This window comes from Rhodanobacter sp. sgz306013, from assembly GCF_057031145.1.
The window spans coordinates 700,640-718,919 of record NZ_JBXCIJ010000004.1 but is presented as its reverse complement, the minus strand read 5'-3'; the positions used below and the strand labels follow the sequence as shown (position 1 = coordinate 718,919).

Annotated in this window: 14 protein-coding genes; 7 read left to right on the top strand and 7 right to left on the bottom strand. The window is 71.3% G+C overall.

Features of this window, described 5'->3' with window-relative positions; translation table 11 throughout:
* Nucleotides 1-204 precede the first annotated feature (204 nt).
* Nucleotides 205-1,032 (top strand): energy transducer TonB, encoded by an 828-nt coding sequence (locus AC2EWF_RS16335; protein ID WP_483640423.1) that lies wholly within the window; start codon nucleotides 205-207, stop codon nucleotides 1,030-1,032.
* Between the two features lie 54 nt (nucleotides 1,033-1,086).
* Here AC2EWF_RS16335 and chaB read toward each other — a convergent pair whose 3' ends face one another.
* The 3 genes from chaB to AC2EWF_RS16320 all read right to left on the bottom strand — a co-directional run bounded on the left by chaB (nucleotide 1,087) and on the right by AC2EWF_RS16320 (nucleotide 3,417).
* Nucleotides 1,087-1,314 carry a putative cation transport regulator ChaB gene (chaB, locus tag AC2EWF_RS16330; RefSeq protein WP_483640422.1) on the bottom strand — a complete coding sequence of 76 codons (228 nt, stop codon included), beginning with the start codon at nucleotides 1,312-1,314 and terminating at the stop codon, nucleotides 1,087-1,089.
* 106 nt (nucleotides 1,315-1,420) lie between these two features.
* A complete protein-coding gene (locus AC2EWF_RS16325; RefSeq protein WP_483640421.1) occupies nucleotides 1,421-2,482 on the bottom strand; it encodes a hypothetical protein in 1,062 nt (353 codons plus the stop codon).
* 35 nt (nucleotides 2,483-2,517) lie between these two features.
* Nucleotides 2,518-3,417: a transporter gene (locus tag AC2EWF_RS16320; RefSeq protein WP_483640420.1), complete on the bottom strand. Its 900-nt coding sequence runs from the start codon at nucleotides 3,415-3,417 to the stop codon at nucleotides 2,518-2,520.
* 160 nt (nucleotides 3,418-3,577) lie between these two features.
* On the opposite strand from AC2EWF_RS16320, the gene pdxR reads away from it, so the two are divergent.
* Nucleotides 3,578-5,071, top strand: coding sequence for a MocR-like pyridoxine biosynthesis transcription factor PdxR (gene pdxR / locus AC2EWF_RS16315; RefSeq protein WP_483640419.1), 1,494 nt, complete (start codon nucleotides 3,578-3,580; stop codon nucleotides 5,069-5,071).
* 209 nt (nucleotides 5,072-5,280) lie between these two features.
* On the opposite strand, the gene AC2EWF_RS16310 is transcribed toward pdxR, so the two are convergent.
* The 3 genes from AC2EWF_RS16310 to AC2EWF_RS16300 form a co-directional block, all read right to left on the bottom strand.
* Complete coding sequence (locus AC2EWF_RS16310; RefSeq protein ID WP_483640418.1) at nucleotides 5,281-5,772, bottom strand: hypothetical protein; 492 nt, start codon at nucleotides 5,770-5,772, stop codon at nucleotides 5,281-5,283.
* 97 nt (nucleotides 5,773-5,869) lie between these two features.
* Complete coding sequence (locus tag AC2EWF_RS16305) at nucleotides 5,870-6,787, bottom strand: alpha/beta fold hydrolase (RefSeq protein ID WP_483640417.1); 918 nt, start codon at nucleotides 6,785-6,787, stop codon at nucleotides 5,870-5,872.
* A gap of 25 nt (nucleotides 6,788-6,812) precedes the next feature.
* The gene (locus AC2EWF_RS16300) at nucleotides 6,813-7,415 is read right to left on the bottom strand and encodes a TetR/AcrR family transcriptional regulator (RefSeq protein WP_483640416.1); all 603 of its coding nucleotides are present in this window, start codon (nucleotides 7,413-7,415) and stop codon (nucleotides 6,813-6,815) included.
* A gap of 182 nt (nucleotides 7,416-7,597) precedes the next feature.
* Here AC2EWF_RS16300 and AC2EWF_RS16295 point away from each other — a divergent pair, with 182 nt between their 5' ends.
* From AC2EWF_RS16295 to recD, 5 genes are all read left to right on the top strand, one after another.
* Entirely contained in the window at nucleotides 7,598-7,942 is a 345-nt protein-coding gene (locus AC2EWF_RS16295; RefSeq protein WP_483640415.1) for a YXWGXW repeat-containing protein, read from the top strand.
* A gap of 135 nt (nucleotides 7,943-8,077) precedes the next feature.
* A complete protein-coding gene (locus AC2EWF_RS16290) occupies nucleotides 8,078-8,455 on the top strand; it encodes a YXWGXW repeat-containing protein (protein ID WP_483640414.1) in 378 nt (125 codons plus the stop codon).
* Nucleotides 8,456-8,656: 201 nt separating this feature from the next.
* Entirely contained in the window at nucleotides 8,657-12,139 is a 3,483-nt protein-coding gene (recC, locus tag AC2EWF_RS16285) for an exodeoxyribonuclease V subunit gamma (protein ID WP_483640413.1), read from the top strand.
* Nucleotides 12,136-15,795: an exodeoxyribonuclease V subunit beta gene (recB, locus tag AC2EWF_RS16280; protein ID WP_483640412.1), complete on the top strand. Its 3,660-nt coding sequence runs from the start codon at nucleotides 12,136-12,138 to the stop codon at nucleotides 15,793-15,795. Before recC ends, recB begins: the two co-directional genes overlap by 4 nt.
* Nucleotides 15,785-17,773, top strand: a complete 1,989-nt coding sequence (recD, locus tag AC2EWF_RS16275; protein WP_483640411.1) for an exodeoxyribonuclease V subunit alpha — start codon at nucleotides 15,785-15,787, stop codon at nucleotides 17,771-17,773. Before recB ends, recD begins: the two co-directional genes overlap by 11 nt.
* A 7-nt stretch (nucleotides 17,774-17,780) precedes the next feature.
* Here the strand turns inward: recD and AC2EWF_RS16270 are convergent, their stop codons facing one another.
* Nucleotides 17,781-18,272 carry a type IV pilin protein gene (locus AC2EWF_RS16270; RefSeq protein ID WP_483640410.1) on the bottom strand — a complete coding sequence of 164 codons (492 nt, stop codon included), beginning with the start codon at nucleotides 18,270-18,272 and terminating at the stop codon, nucleotides 17,781-17,783.
* Nucleotides 18,273-18,280: the final 8 nt, after the last annotated feature.

Here is an 18,280-nt window from a genome sequence, read left to right as displayed (position 1 = left end):
TCGTGTGCTTGAACCGGCCAATTCTAGTGGGGATCGCCGTGAAGGGCTTGCTGCAGCGCATGTACCGGGGCGTATGGGGCGCTGGCCGGCCCCTCGTCGACGCCGCCGCGGCCGATGTCACCGGATCACGGTTTGCCGGCATACTGGGCGCCGGCAGCGGGGCGCGATGCGTGCGCCCATCAAACGCAACCCGGGGGAAATCGCATGAAGAAGGCAATGCTGGGCGCACTGCTCACCGTGGCGGCGATGGCCGCCCAGGCCGCGACCGACCAGGTCGTCGAAACCTCTGCGATCGTCAATGGCACCGTCGTGCTGGCCAAGGACGGTGCGGTGCAGACTGCGGTCATTGACAACCCGGCCAAGTACGGCCAGCCCATCGCGGACTTCGTGCAGAAGGCCGCACTGCAGTGGCGCTTCAAGCCGGTGCTGCGCGGCGGCCAGCCCGTGGTGGCCAAGGCCAGCATGCATGCCCGCGTGGTGCTCACGCAGAAACCCGATGGCAACTACGTCGCGCAGATCAAGGGGGTCTCGTTCGGCGACTACGACCCGAACGACACCAGTGCGCTGCGCGAGGGCAAAATGATTACTCCGTCCTATCCGCTGGAGGCGGTAGTAAGCCGCGTGCAGGGCACGGTTTACTTGGCATTCCGTGTGGATCGCAGCGGCCATGTGGCCCAGGCCGTCGCCGAACAGGTCGACATTGACGGGCGAGGCCCGGAAGGCGTACTCCGCCATTACCGCGAGGTTTTGGCGCGATCGGCCCTCTTGGCGATTCGCGGGTGGACCTTCCTGCCGCCCAGCACGGGAAAGCTGGCCAAAGAGGACAGCTGGACCGGCCGTATACCGGTTACCTATCACTTGGGCAGAAGCCATTCTCAACCCGTGTGGCAAGCCTACGTTCCTGGGCCGTACACACCGGCCCCGTGGGTCGGCAAACCGGATGTAAATGCAGCGGACGCCCTTGCCGACGGCGGCCTGCAGACGGATGGCGCGGGCCCGACCCTGCTCCCTGCATCCGATAACCACGGCTGACGTGTGCCCCCGATTGGCTGGGGTACATCCCCATATGCGCTCGCGCCAGCGGGCCTATTTCGCGTGCCAGCGGTCGTCCTCGCCCTTGGCGTAGCCCTGCTTCACCGCCGACCAGGCGACCTTGCGCGCCACTTCCTCGCGCGATTCGTCGCCGCGGCGCTTGTCCGGGTCGGCGTATTCCTCCCAGGCATGGTTGAAGGCTTCCTTGTAGATCTCCTGGGCATGCTTCGGCAGGTGGTCGCGCACCGCATCGGGCAGTTCGCTGAGGGTCTGGTAAGGCATGACGGCGCTCCGCAGGGAGGGGCTGCCAGCTTGGGGGATGCGGGATAAAGCGGCCGTCAAGCGGCGGCGACGGTCGGGTGCACGACGTCGAACGCGATCGCCGGGATCACCCGCCCCGCGTGTCGACGGAGGTCCAGGTGGGCACCCAGGTCGTGCCGCCGTCCGTCGAGATGGCCCAGTCCTGCCGGCAGGATTTCGCCGCGATGCCCGACCAGACGTTGCGGGTCAGCACGGTCTTGCCCTCGACCTCGTCCATGCCGACGAAGGTGCCCACGCCGTCCTTGAACCCGCCGACCATCGGCAGGTCCAGCGTGCCGGTCCTGCTGTTGGCGAAGTAGACCCGCCATTGCTGCGTCTTGCGGTCGTACAGGCGCAGCGCCAGGTCCTCGACATGACCACCGGGACCGTCGACTTCGAGCTGCCCGATATTGGCCCAGTCCTCCCACAGGCGATACACCGTATGCGTGCCGCCGAGGTCGCTCCACGCGCCGGGCGAGGACAGCGGCTTCGTCACCGCCCGAATCCGCGTCGTCCACTCCCCCATGTTGAAGTCGAAGCCGTGCTCGGGCCCGCTGCCCTGCACGTGGTGCACGTCGTAGTCGGGCGCCTTCTTCAGCCGGGTAAGCTGCGCGACGAAGCCGGTGACCCAGGTCTTGCCGCCGTCGGGGGATGTGGCGATCTCGTAGTGGTAGGAATCCGCCGTGATGTTCGACCAGATGTCGCGCTGCAAGACCTTTTTGCCGTCGACCTCGGTCCAGGCATGGAACACGCCGACCCCGTTCTTGAACTCGCCGTAGGAGGGCTCCTGCAAGGTGCCGCTGCCGCTGCCGGCGAACTGCTCGCTCCATTGCCCGGACTTCGGGTTGTAGAGGAACAGCGTCACGCCCTGGAAGTGGCCGCCGGAACCGGAGGCCTCGATCTTCTCGATGTTGGCGCGCCCGTTCCACAGGGGCTGGTCGATCACGGTGCCGTTGAATTCGGTCCATGCGCCGACGCCCGACGCGGTGACGTCGCGGCTCTCGATGTGGGTGCGCCAGGTACCGAAGTGGAAGTCGAAGGCGTGCTGCTGGTCGACACCTTTTGCCGCCTCCGCGGCCGATGGCGCCGGGCAGGCCACCGTCGTGGCCAGGGCAAGCAGGCAGGTCCGCCAGATCGTCGTTGCGCGCATGGGGTTGGTCCTTCCGCAGGGAATGGGTGCCGACATCAATGGACGTAGTTGATCGCGATGGCCGGGGTGAGCGAGCGCGTGGCGTTGTGCCCGCCCACGATCACGCGCGCGCCCAGCAGCACGCCGAGGTTCGCGCTGACGTTGTATTCGACCGCGGGCGCGTAGCCGTAGGCGTCGCTGGAGCCGGCCCGCAGGTGCACCGGCACGGGCAAGGCGTCGGCCGGGTCGGCGCTGCCGTCGACGCGGGTGGCGGCGCCGTGGCTGCGGAACAGGTCCAGCGCCAGCACCCAGCGGCGGGTGAGGCTGTATTCGAACGAGGTGCCGATGTAGAACGCGTCGCCCGGCCGCGCCGTGCCGCGGAAGCCGGGGCCGGTGCCGTAGACGCTGGCGCCCGTCACGTCGGCGTGGCCGTTGAAGGTGCGGGTGAGGTTGAGCCGCACGCGCAGCAGGCGGCCGTTCGGCATCCAGAAATAGCTCTGCGCGTTGAGGCCCAGCGTGGTGGACCAGGCGCCGCCGCCCATGCCGTCGCTGGCCCGCGCCAGGCGGTCGTAGCGGCCGGTGGGCACGGTTTCCTGCAGCTGCACGGCGAGGGTGGGCAGCCAGCTGCCTTCGTGGAAGCGGGTGAGCCGGTACTGCGCCTGCAGGATCTGGTCGCCGAGGCCGATGCCCGAGCTGTTCGGCCCGTGGCTGACGCGGTTGTAGCCGACGATGGGGATCATGCCCACGGTGAGCCGGTCGGTGAGGCCGTACAGCACGTAGGCGCGCGAGCCGAACGCGTCCGTGCCCTTCGAGGCGACGTCGTAGAAGTAGGGCTCGACCAGCACGTGCCCGCGCGGCAGCGTCTCGGCGGAATTCGCCAGCATCGGGCCGGTCCACCAGGCGTCGTCCAGCGCCTGCCGCGGCGGGCCGGCGTCCTGCGCCGTGGCTGCGCCCATGCCCAGCAGCCCGGCACACAGCGCCGCGAGGCAGCGCACCGACCGCCGTAGCCTTTTTCCTTGCCCCCGCATGACCACCGACACCTCCGCCGTTCGCCCGTGGGGGGCAGACTAGGCAGGCAAGTGGTACGAGCAAATAGCCACCAAGCGAGAACATGACATGACCACTCGGCAAAGCGCGGCGAAGCGTGTGCCTACCGGCCTGGTGCCGGCGATCGCGCTCGAAGGCGGCGGCCCGATCTACCAGCAACTGGCGGAATGGTTCCGCCGCGCCATCGCCGAGGGCCGGCTACAGCCGGGCCAGCGCGTGCCCTCCACCCGTGCCCTGGCCGGCGAGCTGGGCGTCTCGCGCCTGCCGGTGCTGGGCGCCTACGAGCAGCTGCATGCCGAGGGTTATCTGGAAAGCTTCACCGGCGCCGGCACCTGCGTGGCCGCGGCGATTCCGCACGAGGGCGCGGGCGCGCCGCTGCGACGGCCACCGCGCGCCGCGGTCGCACCCGCCGCGGCGGCGCCACGCCGGGTCGCCGCGCGGGTGGCGGCAATGGCGGCGCCGCCGCAGTCCTGGCTGGAAAGCCAGGGGGCGTTCCGCGTGGGCGTGCCCGCGCTGGACCACTTCCCGCACGGCGTGTGGTCGCGCCTGCTGAGCCGTCACGCGCGCCACGTCGGCGCCGACGCCCTGGTCTACGGCGACACCCTGGGCCATGCGCCGCTGCGCGAGGCCATCGCCGAATACCTGGCGACGGTGCGCGCGGTGCATGCCGACGCCGGGCAGATCCTGGTCACCAGTGGCGCGCAGCACGGCCTGCAGATCTGCGCGCACGCCCTGCTCGATCCCGGCGACCGCGCCTGGGTGGAGGAGCCCGGCTACCCCGGCGCGCACCAGGCGCTGGGCACCGTGGGCGCCCTGCCCGTGCTGGTGCCGGTGGATGCGGAGGGACTGGACGTGGCCGCGGGCATCCGCCGCGCGCCGACCGCACGGCTGGCCTACGTCACGCCCTCGCACCAGTTTCCGCTGGGCGCCACGCTGAGCGCGGCGCGGCGCATCGAGCTGCTGCAGTGGGCGGCGCGCACCGGCGGCTGGATCGTCGAGGACGACTACGACAGCGAATACCGCTACGGCAGCCGGCCGATCGCCGCGCTGCAGGGGCTGGACGCCGACGCGCGGGTGATCTACGTGGGCACCTTCAGCAAGGTGATGTTCCCCGGCTTGCGGCTGGGCTACCTGGTGGTGCCGAGGGACCTGCTGCCGGCCTTCCGCGTCGCCCGCGACGCGCTGGACACCTGTTCGCCGATGCTGCCGCAGCGGGCGCTGCACGACTTTATCCGCGAAGGCCACTTCGCGCGGCACATCCGCCGCATGCGCATGCTGTACGCGGCGCGGCGCGCGGCGCTGCAGGCGGCGATCCGGCGGCACCTGCCCAATGCGCTGCAGGTGGTAGGCGCCGAGGCGGGCATGCAGCTGACCGCCCTGCTGCCCGAGGGAACGGACGACGTCGCGCTGTCGCGGCGGGCGGCACAGGCCGGCGTGTCGGTGCGGCCGCTGTCGCCCTGCTATCGCGGCGAAGTGAAGCGCAGCGGCCTGATCCTGGGCTACGGCAGCGTGGACGAACACGCCATCGAGGAAGGCGTGCGCCGGCTGCGCCGCTGCTTGTAGGAAGGCGGCGGCGCGCCGCTCCCGGGCGGCAGGCGTCCGGTGCCCTGGCGAACCGGGGCCTGGGCATCGCCGGGCCTGCGGGCGCCGGCGCGGTTATGGCAAGTGAAGGGTTGCGATCGATCGGCCTGGCCTTCGCTGCGACCGGCCAAGGCCTCCGATCGACTGGCCGAAGCCCGCCGAAAGCGGGCCGTATCGGATCATGGCCTGCTTCAGCCAGGGGTTCGCGCGCTGTCTGCCGCCGGCAGGTTGATCGAATAGACGACGGAGGCGATTTTCCATCCGCTGTTGGTCAGGACCGTTGTCCAGATGATGCGCCCGTGCCCCACCTTCGCCCGGTAGTCGAAGGAGACCGAACCCACCTCGCCGTCGGAATGAATCTCGAGGTTTTCGATCTGGTCGGGCGGGAGTTTCACTTCGCCGGCGACGTCTTCCCTGGCGGTCGTCAGGAGGGTGCGCGGCACGGGCTGCTTGTTGGCTGCGGTCACCAGCGCATAGGACCTGGGGGCAAAGCCGCCGCGCACCGGCACATCCGCACTTACATACATGGCCAGCAATGCCGCGGCGTCCTTGTTTGCCACGGCGTGCTGATAGCCGTTCCACAAGGCGCGCAGCGCCGTCTCATCCTGATCCTCGTGAGATGAGGTGACCGCGTTCGCCCCGGAGGCGTGCGCCGCAACCAGCAAACCCGCGGCAACCAGCATCGCCTTGCTCGCCTGCCTTCTCATCGCATCCCCTTCGAAGCGCGTCCACGCTCGGTACGCCCTGGGCTGACCGCGGGTATCAAAGGGGAGTTCCCGGTCAGGCCACGCCAAAGGGCAAGGCGCTGGTGCCGATCACCCGCTCGCCCACCGGCTCGCCGCGCACGAAGGCCATCGACGCAGCGATCACCGCGGGTGAGTCCAGCACGCGGCGATGGCCCAGCCCCTGCGTGCTGAGCAGGCGCGCGCCGGGCCAGTAGCGGGCGTAGCGCTCGCCTTCGCTCCACGGCACGTCGGCGTCGTCGAGGTCGTGCACGATCAGCGCGGGTTGGCCCAGCGCGGGAAGGTGGCGATGCACCTCAAGCTGCTCCACGCTGATGCCGGTACGACGCAGCAGCCAGTCGTAGAAGGCCTGGCGTAGGTGCTCGCCCAGGCGTACCAGGCGGAAGTAGCGGCTGGCCGCGTCGGCCATGTCGGCGGCGGGCGCCACCAGCACCAGGCGCCGCGCATGCCAGTCCTCGTCCTGCGCCAGTGCCAGCGCGGCGCCGCCCAGCGAATGCCCCACCGCCAGCGCGGCCTCGCCGTAGTGGCGGCCCACCGCACGGATCGTGGCGGTGAACTCGGGCAGCGTGCACAGCTTGCCGCCGCTGCGGCCGTGGCCGGGCTGGTCGAACGTCACCACCGCGTAGCCCAGCGCGCGCAGGCCTTCCACCCAGGGCAGGAAGCGCAGGCCGAAGCTGGACCAGCCGTGCGCCAGCAGCGCGTAGGGCTGGGTGGCAGGGTCGCCCCAGACGTAGGTGGCGATGCGCTCGCCGGCAATCTGCAGTTCGCCGCGCCACACCGCGGCGTCCTCCGGCGCCGCCAGCGCGCGGCTGCGGCTGCTGGCGAAGGGCGTGGCGAACAGCTGCGCGGCACGGTCGGCGGTGCGTTTCGGCGCCACCCGGCCGCCGAGCGCGAAACCGGCGCGCAGCGCACCGAGGCGGAGACGGGTGGAAACGGAAGCGGCATGCGGGGACATGGGGAGCGCCTCGTGCAGGTAGGGGTCAGGGTTGCCAGCTGCGCCACAGGCGCTCGAACGCGGCGGCGGTGTGACGTTCGGCTTCGCCGTAGCCGAACAGGCCGCCGTCGTGGTGCAGGGCGAGCAACAGCGCGTAGATCTCGAAGGCGAGCTGGGCGGTATCGGTGTCGGCGCGCAGATGGCCTTCGGCCACCGCCTGCGCGATCGCCTTCTGCAGCTCGCGGCGCCAGCCGGCTTGCTGCGCCACCACGGCGTCGTGCAGCGCGCCGTCGCGGCCGTCGTATTCGCTGGCGGCGGAGAGCAGCACGCAGCCGCTCTGGTGCCTGCGCGCCCAGGCGAACCAGTGCGCCACGATGGCGCGCAGGCGCGGCAGGCCGCGCGGCTGCTTCAGCGCGGGCAGCAGCACGTTCTTCATGAAGCGCTGCGCGCCCAGGTCGAGCACGGCCAGTTGCAGCTCCTCGCGCGAGCCGAAATGCGCGAACACGCCGCTCTTGGACATGCCCACGTCGGCCGCCAGCGCGCCGATGGACAGGCCTTCCAGCCCGTCGCCGCGGGCCAGCACGTAGGCGTGGTCGAGGATGGTGTCGCGCGTGGCGGCGCGCTTGCCGGAAGGAGTTGCGGTTTCCATGGGCTCGAAAAATAGCACGATCGTTCGTTCTTTGGAAATGCCCCGCCGCGCGGCGGCGCGGCCGCGGCGGCAGCGAGCCCCACCGCTGCCTGAATGCGCCGCCGGCCCGACGTCAACACCGGCCGGCAAACCGGCGTTTCCCGTACCGCATGCCGCCTTGCGCGGCGATCACGGAGAGCACGATGAATCGCAAGTCTTCCGCCCTGATCCTGTCCGCCGCGCTGGCGCTGGCCGGCGCGGGCTTCGTCGCGGTGCCCGCGGCACAGGCTGCGCCACAGGTGTCGGTCGGCGTAGGCGTGGGTATCGGCGTGGCGCCCCCGCCGCCGCGTTTCGAGCGGATGCCGCCGCCGCGTGCCGGTTACGTGTGGGCGCCCGGCTACTGGGTGTGGAGCCCGCGCCTGCATCGCCACGTGTGGACGGGCGGCCGCTGGATGCGCGTGCGTCGGGGCTACCACTACGTGCCGGCGCGCTGGCGGCAGGGACCGCGCGGCCACTGGCATTTCAACGCCGGCTACTGGGCTCGCTGACCACGCAACAACCTGCGCCGGGAACCGCGTCGCCGCACCGGTTCGCGCCGCGGGGGCCGCCTATAGACTGCCTCCACTTCCACGGCGCGGCGACGCCGTGCGGCGAAGTTCCATCACACCCAACGAGGGGAATCCATGTCGTCACGTCTTGCAGGCCTATTGATCGTCTCCGCCGCCGCAGCGGTGGCGGCCGGTTGCGTCGAGGAGCGCCCGGTCTACCGCCCGCGCCCGGTGCAGCGCGAAGTGATCGTTGAACGCCGGGCGCCACCACCGCCCGAGGTGGTGGAAGTGATCGCGCCGCAGCCGCCGCCGCCGCGCATCGTGGAAATGGTGCCGCCGCCGCGCCCCGGTTTCATCTGGGTGCACGGCTACTGGCGCTGGGATGGCCGCCGCTACGTTGCCGTCGCCGGCCATTGGCGCGAGGCGCGGCCCGGCTACCACTACGTGCACCCGCACTGGGAACGCCGCGACGACGGCTGGCACTTCCACGTGGGCGTGTGGGTGAACGGCTGAGGGTGTGCTTTCGCGATCGTCCTCGATCGCGAAGGCCAAGCGGGCAGCCACCGCTGGCCGCACTGCTCAAGGAAACGGCCCGGGCATTCCGGGCCGTTTCTTTTGGCGTCGCATGCAACGAGACGGTGCGATGCGACAGTGAGGCGACTTCCAGCCCGCGGTCGGTGACAATCCCGGCAGCGAATACCCGCCAGGATGCCCGTGCCGACAGTCGCTACCGAATCCGACACTATCCAGCCCGGCCTGATGGTGGTGCACGGCAACCGGCTGGAGGACTTGCGCGACCTGCTGGTCGCCTGGCTGGCGCGCACGCCGCTGGCACCGCTGGAAGACGAGCTGATGCTGGTGCAGAGCAACGGCATCGCGCAGTGGCTGAAGCTGGCGCTGGCGCGTCCGCGCGAAGCCGGCGGCATGGGCATCAGCGCGGCGGTGGAGATGCAGCTGCCCGGCCGCTTCCTGTGGCAGGCCTATCGTGCGGTGCTGGGCCGCGAGGCGGTGCCCGCCGATTCGCCGTTCGACAAGTCGCGCCTGGCCTGGCGCCTGATGCGCCTGCTGCCCGCGCAACTCGGCCACGCCGACTTCGCGCCGCTGCGCCACTTCCTCGGCGGAGACCGGGCCGACCCGGGCAAGCCCGATCCAGTCAAGCTTTTCCAGCTGGCGTGCGAGGTCGCCGACCTGTTCGACCAGTACCAGGTCTATCGCGCCGACTGGCTGGACGACTGGGAGCACGGCCGCGACGAGCTGCGCGACGAGCTGCGCGGACCGGCGGCGCCGCTGCCCGGCAACCAGCGCTGGCAGGCCCGCCTGTGGCGCGCACTGCTGGACGACGTGGGCGGCGCGCAGCGCAACCGTCATCGCGCCGCGGTGCATCGCGCCTTCATGGAGCGCGTCGCCGCGCTGGAGACGCGACCCGCCGCGCTGCCGCGGCGGGTCGTGGTGTTCGGGATCTCCTCGCTGCCGCAGCAGACGCTGGACGCGCTCACCGCGTTGGGTCGCCACTGCCAGGTGCTGCTGCTGGTGACCAATCCCTGCCGGCACTACTGGGCCGACATCATCGAGGATCGCGAGCTGCTCAAGGCCGCCCAGCGCCGCCAGGCGGGCAAACCCGGCCTGCCCGCCGAGCCGCGCTTCGAGGAGCTGCACCTGCATGCGAATCCGCTGCTCGCCGCCTGGGGCAAGCAGGGTCGCGACTACATCCGCCTGCTCGACAGCTTCGATCGCCCCGACGCCTACCGCGCGCGTTTCGCCGCGCTGGGCCGCGACATCGACTGGTTCGTCGATCCCGGCCGCGACAGCCTGCTGCACCAGGTGCAGCAGGCCATCCTCGACCTCGAACCGCTGCCTGCCGATCCCGCGCAGCGTCCGCCGCTGATTCCCGGCGACGACTCGCTGCGCTTCCACGTCTCGCACAACCCACAGCGCGAGGTGGAGATCCTGCACGACAACCTGCTCGCGCTGTTCGAGCAGGCCGCGCGCGACGGCAGGCCGCTGGCGCCGCGCGACGTGATGGTGATGGTGCCGGACATCCAGGCCTACGCGCCGCACATCCAGGCAGTATTCGGCCGCATTCCGCCCGACGATCCGCGCTTTCTCCCCGGCAGCATCGCCGACCGCCCAGCGCGGGGCGCCGCACCGCTGCTGGTGGCGCTGGAACAGCTGCTGCGCCTGCCCGAGTCGCGCTTCGCCGCGGGCGACATCCTCGACCTGCTCGACGCGCCCGCGCTGCGCCGCCGCTTCGGCCTGGCCGAAACCGCGCTGCCCGTGCTGCGCCGCTGGATCGAGGGCGCCGGCATCCGCTGGGGGCTCTCCGGCGCGCAGAAGGCCAGCCTGGGCCTGCCCTCCGAGGAGCAGAACAGCTGGCGCTTCGGCCTGCGCCGCATGCTGCTGGGCTACGCCGTGGGTGACGGCGAATCGCTGGACGGCATCGCGCCCTACGCCGAAGTGGGCGGCCTCGACGCCGCCCTGGTCGGGCCGCTGGCCCTGCTGCTGGACCAGCTCGACCAGTACGGCAGGCTGTTCGCCAGGCCGGCCACGCCCGCCGCCTGGGGCGGGCGCCTGCGCGGCCTGCTCGCGGCCTGCTTCGATGCCGGCCGCGATGACGCCGACGCCGTGCTGCTGCAAGGCCTGCACGACGCGCTGGAGACCTGGGAGCGGGCCTGCGAGGAAGCCGGTTTTGCCGACGCGGTGCCGCTGGCCGTGGTACGCGAACACTGGCTGGCCGCCGTGGACGAAAGCCGCCTCTCGCAGCGCTTCCTCGGCGGCGCGGTGAGCTTTGCCACCCTCATGCCGATGCGCGCCATCCCGTTCCGCGTGGTGTGCCTGCTGGGCATGAACGACGGGGCCTACCCGCGCCGCACGGACGCACCGGATTTCGACCTGATGGCCCTGCCCGGCCAGCAACGCCCCGGTGACCGTTCGCGCCGCGAGGACGACCGTTACCTGTTCCTGGAAGCGCTGCTCGCCGCCCGCGACACGCTGTACGTGAGCTGGGTGGGCAAGAGCGCGCGCGACAACAGCGAGCTGCCGCCCTCGGTGCTGGTGGGGCAGCTGCGCGACTACCTCGCCGCGGGCTGGGACGCGCCGCTGGCCGCGCTCACCACCGACTACCCCCTGCAAGCCTTCAGCCCCAGCTATTTCGACGCCGCCAGCGACGCACGCCTGTTCACCTATGCCGCGGAATGGCAGCGTGCGCGCGAGCTCGCGCCGGCAGGCGACGCCGCTCCGCTCCCGCCGTGGCAACGCGAAACGCCGCTGGGGCTTGCCCTGCTGCAGCGTTTCCTCAAGGCACCCGCCAGGGCGTTCTACGCGGAACGCCTCGCCGTGCACTTCGCCGGCGACGAGGAGGCCGACACGGACAACGAGCCCTTCGCCCTCGATCCCCTGGCGCACCACCAGATCACCGACGGCTTGCTGCGCACCGCCATCCACGATGGCCACGGCGCGCTGGCGCCGGCCAGGCAACGGCTGCACGAACAGGGCGCGCTGCCGCCGGGCAGCTTCGGCGAGCTGGTGCTGGCGCCGCTGGAAGCCGCCGCCGGGCGCGCCGCCACGCGCTGGCGCGCGCTGGATGCGCACTATCCGCTCACCGGCGAAAGCCGGGGGCTGCACGCTGCGGCGCACGGCCTCGCCGTCGAGGACACGCTGGATGACCTGCGCGAAGGCGACGGCGGCCAGCGTATCCGCCTCATGGCCACCGCCAGCACGATCACCAGCGACAAGAAACTCCGCCACGACAAACTGCTCGCCTACTGGGTCGCACATCTGCTGGTCAACGCCAACGCGGTGGCCGCCACCACCTGCATCGTGGCACCGGACGCGCTGGTGCAATTGCGCCCGCTCGATGCCGCCGAGGCGAAGCACCATCTCGACGCACTGCTGGCCGCGTTCGCCGAAGGCATGCGCGCGCCGCTGCCCATCGCACGCAAGACTGCCTTCGCCTGGCTGCTGACCGAAGCCGCGAACCAGGGGCTGCCCCCGGAGAAACAGAAGAACCCCTACGCCAACGCGCGCAAGCGCTACGACCACGACGAGGGCGAACACGGCCATGGCGAGGTGGACGAGGAACCCGCCCTCGCCCGTACCTGGCCCGATTTCGCCGCCTTGCACGGCGCCGGCTTCGAGCGCTGGTTGCACTTGTACCGCCCCCTGCTCGACGCTGCGCGCGTCCTGGACGACGCCGCATGAGCGCCACCCAAGCCCTGGCTCCGCTGCGCCTGCCGCTGACCGGCACCCAACTCATCGAGGCCAGCGCCGGCACCGGCAAGACCTGGACCATCGCCGCGCTGTACCTGCGCCTGGTGCTGGGCCACGGCGGCGCGGCGCCGCTGTTGCCCGCGCAGATCCTGGTGATGACCTTTACCCGGGCCGCCACCGCCGAGCTGCGCGAACGCATCCGCACGCGCCTCGCCGAAGCCGCCGAAGCCTTCCGCGACCGGTGCGCCGCCGACGATTTCCTGCGCGACCTAATCGCCGAATACCCGGACCCCGAACAACGCGCCCGCGCCGCGCGCCAGCTCGAACTGGCCGCGCAGTGGATGGACGAGGCCGCGGTGTTCACCATCCACGGCTGGTGCCAGCGCATGCTCACCCAGCACGCCTTCGCCAGCGGCGAGGCGGCCAGCGCGGATGCCGTGGCCGACGACGCCGAGCTGCTCGCCGAAGCCGTGCGCGACTACTGGCGCGGCCATGTGTTCACGCTGGATCGCGAAGCCGCCGCGCTGTATGCGCAGTCATGGGGCACGCCCGCCGCGCTGCAGGCCGCGCTGAAACCGCTGCTTCCCCACGTCGGGCGCCTGCAGCTGGACGGCCAGCCGCTGCACGCCCTGCGCGAACCTGGCGATCTGCTGGAAGCGCGGGCCAAGGCGCTGCATGCCGCTACCGAACGTGCCTGCAAGCTGTGGCGGGCGGAACGCGATGCCATCGTCGGCATCCTGTTCGACGCGTTGGGCAACAACAGCCTCAGCAAGGCCAGCTACAAGCCCGCCACGCTGGCCAGCGACCACGCCGCCTTCGACGCTTGGGCCGCTGGTGGCGATGCGCCCGACGCCAAGGCGCTGGAGCGCCATACGCCCATCAAGCTCACCAGTGCCACCAACAAGAACGGCCGCACACCGCAGCACGCATTCTTCGTCGCCATCGAAGCCTGGCAGGCCGCCGCGGCGCAGGCCAAGGCGCAGACCCCGCTGCTGCTGGCCCATGCCGCCCCCTGGGTGGCGAAACGCGTGGACGAGGCCCGGCGCCAGTTGGCCCTGCTCGGCTACGACGACATGCTGAAACGCCTGGATGCCGCTCTGCTTGGCGCCACCGGCGACACCCTGGCGCGCCTGATCGCCACGCAATACCCGGTGGCGCTGGTGGACGAGTTCCAGGACACCGACCCGCTGCAATGGCGCATCCTCCACCGGATCTACCACGGCATCGAAGGCAAGGCGCTGCTGCTGATCGGCGACCCCAAGCAGGCCATCTACGGCTTCCGCGGCGCGGACATCCAGGCCTACTTCAGCGCGCGCAAGGACGCCGCGCGACCGCAATGGACCCTGGGCACCAACCACCGTTCCACCGATGCGCTGGTCAAGGCCGTCAATCTCGTTTTCGAGTTCGCGGACAAGCACGGCAAGGGCGAGCGCATCAGCGGCGCCTTCGGCTTCGGCACGGAACTCCCCTTCATCGCGGTGAATGCCAAGGGCCGCAAGGAACGCCTCCAGCTCGACGGCGCCGACCTGCCGGCGATGCAGATGGCCGTCCATACGTCTGCCGCCGCCGTTGGCGCAGGCGAGTACCGCGGGACGCTGGCCGCCCACGCCGCCGCGCAACTGGTGGACTGGCTGGGCGCCGCGCAGGCCGGGCGGTGCGGCTTCGCGGGTGAAGACGGCTGCTTCACTCCGCTCAAGCCCGGCGATATCGCCATCCTGGTGCGCGACAAAAACGACGCCGCCGCGATGCGCGCGGTGCTGCACGCGCGCGGCCTCGCCCACGTGTACCTCTCGGACAAGCAGTCAGTCTACGAAAGCGCCGAAGCGATCGAGTTGCAGTGCTGGCTCGCCGCCTGCGCCAACCCCGGCAACGACCGCGCCATGCGCGCCGCGCTGGCCACGCCGATGATGGGCCAGAGCCTCGCCGAGCTGGATCGCCTGAACACCGACGAGGCGTACTTGGAAGCCTGCGGCGAGCATTTCCGCCAGCTGCATGCGCTGTGGCAACGCCACGGCGTGCTGGCGATGCTGCACGAGCTTTTGCACCGCTTCGGCGTGCCCGCGCGGCTGCTGGACCACACCGGCGGCGAGCGCGCGCTCACCAACCTGCTGCAGTTGGCCGAACTGCTGCAGCAGGCGGCCACCGGACTGGACGGCGAGCACGCGCTGATCCGCCACCTCGCCGCGCAGATCGCCAACCCCGACAGCGGCGAGGCCGCCGAGGAACAGGTCGTGCGGCTGGAAAGCGAGGCCGCGCTGATCAAGGTGGTGACCATCCACAAATCCAAGGGCCTGGAATACCCGGTGGTGCTGCTGCCCTTCGTCTGCGGCTACAAGGAAACCGGCGACAAGAAGCCGCTGCTCTGGCACGACGGACAGGGCGCCGCGCACTTCGACCTGCGCCCCGGCATCGACGCCTGGCAAGCCGCCGAGGACGAACGCCTGCAGGAGGACCTGCGCCTGCTCTACGTGGCGCTCACCCGCGCCCGCCACCTGTGCTGGCTGGGCGTGGCCTGCCTCAGGGACGGATCGAAGAGCGAATCCGGCCTGCACAAGTCCGCCTTCGGTTACGTGCTTTCCGGCGGCAAGCCGATCGAACCCGCCGAGCTGATGACGAAACTCGGCGCCCTTGCCAAAGATCAATCAGCCATCCAACTCGTCAAGCTGGCCGAAACCGCCGACACCCGGCGCTACCAGCCCCACGACAACTCCGGCACGCCGCGTCCCGCACGCCGGTGCACCCTGCCTGCGCACGCGCCATGGTGGATCGCCAGCTACAGCGCGCTGGCCCGGCACGACGACGCCGCACCATCCGCCGCGCCGGAAACCGCCAGCCAAGCCACGCTGGCCGAAACCGCGCAGGCGGAGGCCGGCGCCGGAGCCCCGACCTCCGCACCGGGCATCCACGGCTTCGACCGCGGCGCCGCACCCGGCACCTTCCTGCATGAGCTGCTGGAGCACTGCGCGGAAGAAGGCTTCGCCCGCGCCGCTGCGCCCTCGCCGCTGCTGCGCGACACGATCGCCCGCCGCTGCCAGGCGCGTGGCTGGAAGCGCTGGATCGACCCGCTCACCGCGTGGCTGCCCATGCTGCTGCGCACGCCGCTGCCCTTGCCCGGCGGCGGGGCGATGCCGCTGGCCGCGCTGGTCGATGCCACGCGCTATCGCGCCGAGCTGGAGTTCTGGTTCGAGGCGAACCGCGTCGACGCGCAGGCGCTGGACCGACTGGTCAGCAGGCACACCCTGGATGGCGCGGCGCGTCCGGCGCTGGCGCCGAACTTCGTCAACGGCATGCTCAAGGGTTTCGTCGACCTCGTGTTTGAGCACGAGGGGCGCTGGTACGTGGCCGACTACAAGTCGAACTGGCTGGGCCGCGACGCCGGCGCCTACACCGCCGCGGCGATGCGCGACTCGGTGCTGCAGAACCGCTACGACCTGCAGTACGCGATCTACACGCTGGCCCTGCACCGCCAGCTCCAGGCCCGCCTGCCCGGCTACGACTACGCACGCCACATGGGCGGCGTGCTCTACCTCTACCTGCGTGGCGTGGACGGCGACGGCCACGGCGTGCACGCCGACCGCCTGCCGTTCGCGCTGGTCGATGCGATGGACGGGCTGTTCGCCACGGGAGGCATCGGCCATGCCGCTTGAAGCCCTGCTCGACCGCGCGCTGGAACAGCAGCGCCTGCGCCCACTGGACGTGGCCTTCGCGCGCTTCCTCGCCGAACGCGACGCAAACATGCCGCCGGCCCTGCTGTGGCTCGCCGCCGTGCTAAGCCGGCAGCTGGCCGACGGCCATCTGTGCCTCGACCTCGACTTGCTCCCCGCATTGGCCGAGGAACAGGACTGGCCCGCGGAGTGGCGCGCGCTGGCCGACACGTTGCGCACGGACGGCCTGCCCGTATCGCCCTTGCTCACCGCAAGCGGCAGCGGCGAACCCGGCAACGCACCGCTGGTGCTCGACGGCACGCGGCTGTACCTGCGCCGCTACTGGAGCCACGAATGCGACGTGGCGCAGGGCATCCTCGCCCGGGTGGCGCGCGCGGAGCCGGCCGCCGCCCACCTGGGCGCCGAACTCGCACGCCTGTTCCCGGACGCCGGCCGCCTCGACTGGCCGCGCGTCGCCTGCGCGCTGGCCGCGCGCGGTGCCTTCGGCGTGATCACCGGCGGCCCCGGCACCGGCAAGACCACCACCGTAGTGCGCCTGCTCGGCCTGCTGCAGACACTGCAGCTGCGCCAGCACGCGCAGCCGCTGCGCATCCGCCTTGCGGCGCCCACCGGCAAGGCGGCGGCGCGGCTCAATGCCTCGATCACGGAGCAGCTCAGGCAACTGGAGGTGGACGACGCGGTGCGCGCGGCGATTCCCGCCGACGTGACCACGCTGCACCGCCTGCTGGGTGCGCGGCCGGATACGCGCCGCTTCCGCCACGACGCACGCAATCCGCTGCAGCTGGACGTGCTGGTGGTCGACGAAGCCTCGATGATCGACTTGGAGATGATGGCGGCCGTGCTCGAGGCGCTGCCGCCATCGGCACGCCTGGTCCTGCTCGGCGACAAGGACCAGCTCTCTTCGGTGGAGGCCGGCGCGGTGTTGGGCGACCTGTGCCGCCGCGCCGAGGCAGGCCACTACGACGCCGCCACCGCGCAATGGATCGAAGCCACCACCGGCGACGACCTTGCCGCCTTCGTGCTGCCCGACGCCCAGCCGCTGGACCAGCACATCGCGATGCTGCGCGCGAGCCACCGCTTCGATGCGGCCAGCGGCATCGGCCGGCTGGCCTTGGTGGTGAACGCGGGCGACGCCGTTGCCGCCCGGGCCTTGCTGGCCGCTCCTCCGGGGGATCTGGCCTGGCTGCAGGAAGCGGATGCCGACACCTTGGCGGCCCTGGCGATCGATGGCACGCAGACACCGCCGCTCCGGGGCGCGCCGGAACCGGGCGGCGGGCCGGCAGCTCCCTGTGGCTACGGGTACTACCTGGGATGGCTGCGCGCCCATCGCCCTGCCCCCGGCGCCGGCGAGGCGGCGCATGCCGAGTGGGCGCACGGGGCGCTGCAAGCCTTCAACCGTTTCCAGCTGCTGTGCGCGCTGCGTCGCGGCCCGCACGGCGTGGAAGGCCTGAACCGGCAACTCGCCGCGGCGCTGCACGCGCGCGGGCTGATCGAGGGCGGCCCTGCCCTCGACGGCCAGGGCTGGTACGAAGGGCGCCCGGTGCTGCTCACCCGCAACGATTACGGCCTGGGCCTGATGAACGGCGACATCGGCCTGTGCCTGCGCCTGCCCGCCGGCGACGGCAGCGGCGGCACGCGACTGGCCGTGGCTTTCCTCGCCGCCGCCGCGGATCGCGCGGGCGGCACGCGGCTGCGCTTCGTCGCGCCGTCACGACTGAGCGACGTGGAGACCGCCTGGGCGCTCACCGTGCACAAGTCGCAGGGCTCGGAGTTCGAGCACACCGCCCTGCTGCTTCCGCCCGAGCCGAACGCCGTGCTGACGCGCGAACTGCTCTACACCGGCATCACCCGCGCCCGCCGCTGCTTCAGCCTGGTCGGCAGCGCGGCGATCATCGAACAGGCCATCGCCCGGCGCACGCAGCGCCACTCGGGGCTGGCGGCACGGCTGCAGGGCGGTTGAAGCCGGCCTACCAGCAGCCGGCCGTGGCCGGCCCGCGCGCGCCGGTCTGGTCGAGCGACAGCGTGCCGCAGCCCGCATCGCGCGTTGCTTGCGCCCCCTGCGGCGTGGCGGTGAGGCTGTAGGTCGATGCCGTCAGCGACGCTGCGGGCAGCGCATAGACGTAGTCGGTGCCGGTGCGCTGGGCGCTGGCGCAATCCAGCGTGAGCGTGGGCGGCGTGGTGGACAGCGGGTTGGCCGCCGGAGTGCTGCTGGCGTCCTGGTCATAGCGCAGGTTGGTGGTGTAGTAGCGCTCCATGTAGTTCGCGTACTCCGACAGGCAGGCCTGTGCCGCCACGCGCTTGGTCTTCACGACGTGACGCGTGTACGAAGGCAACGCGACGGCCGCCAGGATCGCGATGATCGCCACCACGATCATCAGTTCGAGCAGGGTGAAGCCGGTATGGCGCGCCGCCTTCCGGCGATCGGCGACCCGCCCGCCCATGGACGTGAGACTCTTCATCGTTCGTT

Coding starts and splice junctions, on each gene's coding strand:
- AC2EWF_RS16310 (WP_483640418.1), bottom strand. CDS start 5,772: ATGCTGGTTGCCGCGGGTTTGCTGGTTGCGGCGCACGCCTCCGGGGCG.
- pdxR (WP_483640419.1), top strand. CDS start 3,578: ATGACCACTCGGCAAAGCGCGGCGAAGCGTGTGCCTACCGGCCTGGTG.
- AC2EWF_RS16300 (WP_483640416.1), bottom strand. CDS start 7,415: ATGGAAACCGCAACTCCTTCCGGCAAGCGCGCCGCCACGCGCGACACC.
- AC2EWF_RS16290 (WP_483640414.1), top strand. CDS start 8,078: ATGTCGTCACGTCTTGCAGGCCTATTGATCGTCTCCGCCGCCGCAGCG.
- recD (WP_483640411.1), top strand. CDS start 15,785: ATGCCGCTTGAAGCCCTGCTCGACCGCGCGCTGGAACAGCAGCGCCTG.
- AC2EWF_RS16295 (WP_483640415.1), top strand. CDS start 7,598: ATGAATCGCAAGTCTTCCGCCCTGATCCTGTCCGCCGCGCTGGCGCTG.
- AC2EWF_RS16320 (WP_483640420.1), bottom strand. CDS start 3,417: ATGGGCGCAGCCACGGCGCAGGACGCCGGCCCGCCGCGGCAGGCGCTG.
- chaB (WP_483640422.1), bottom strand. CDS start 1,314: ATGCCTTACCAGACCCTCAGCGAACTGCCCGATGCGGTGCGCGACCAC.
- AC2EWF_RS16270 (WP_483640410.1), bottom strand. CDS start 18,272: ATGAAGAGTCTCACGTCCATGGGCGGGCGGGTCGCCGATCGCCGGAAG.
- AC2EWF_RS16305 (WP_483640417.1), bottom strand. CDS start 6,787: ATGTCCCCGCATGCCGCTTCCGTTTCCACCCGTCTCCGCCTCGGTGCG.
- AC2EWF_RS16335 (WP_483640423.1), top strand. CDS start 205: ATGAAGAAGGCAATGCTGGGCGCACTGCTCACCGTGGCGGCGATGGCC.
- AC2EWF_RS16325 (WP_483640421.1), bottom strand. CDS start 2,482: ATGCGCGCAACGACGATCTGGCGGACCTGCCTGCTTGCCCTGGCCACG.
- recB (WP_483640412.1), top strand. CDS start 12,136: ATGAGCGCCACCCAAGCCCTGGCTCCGCTGCGCCTGCCGCTGACCGGC.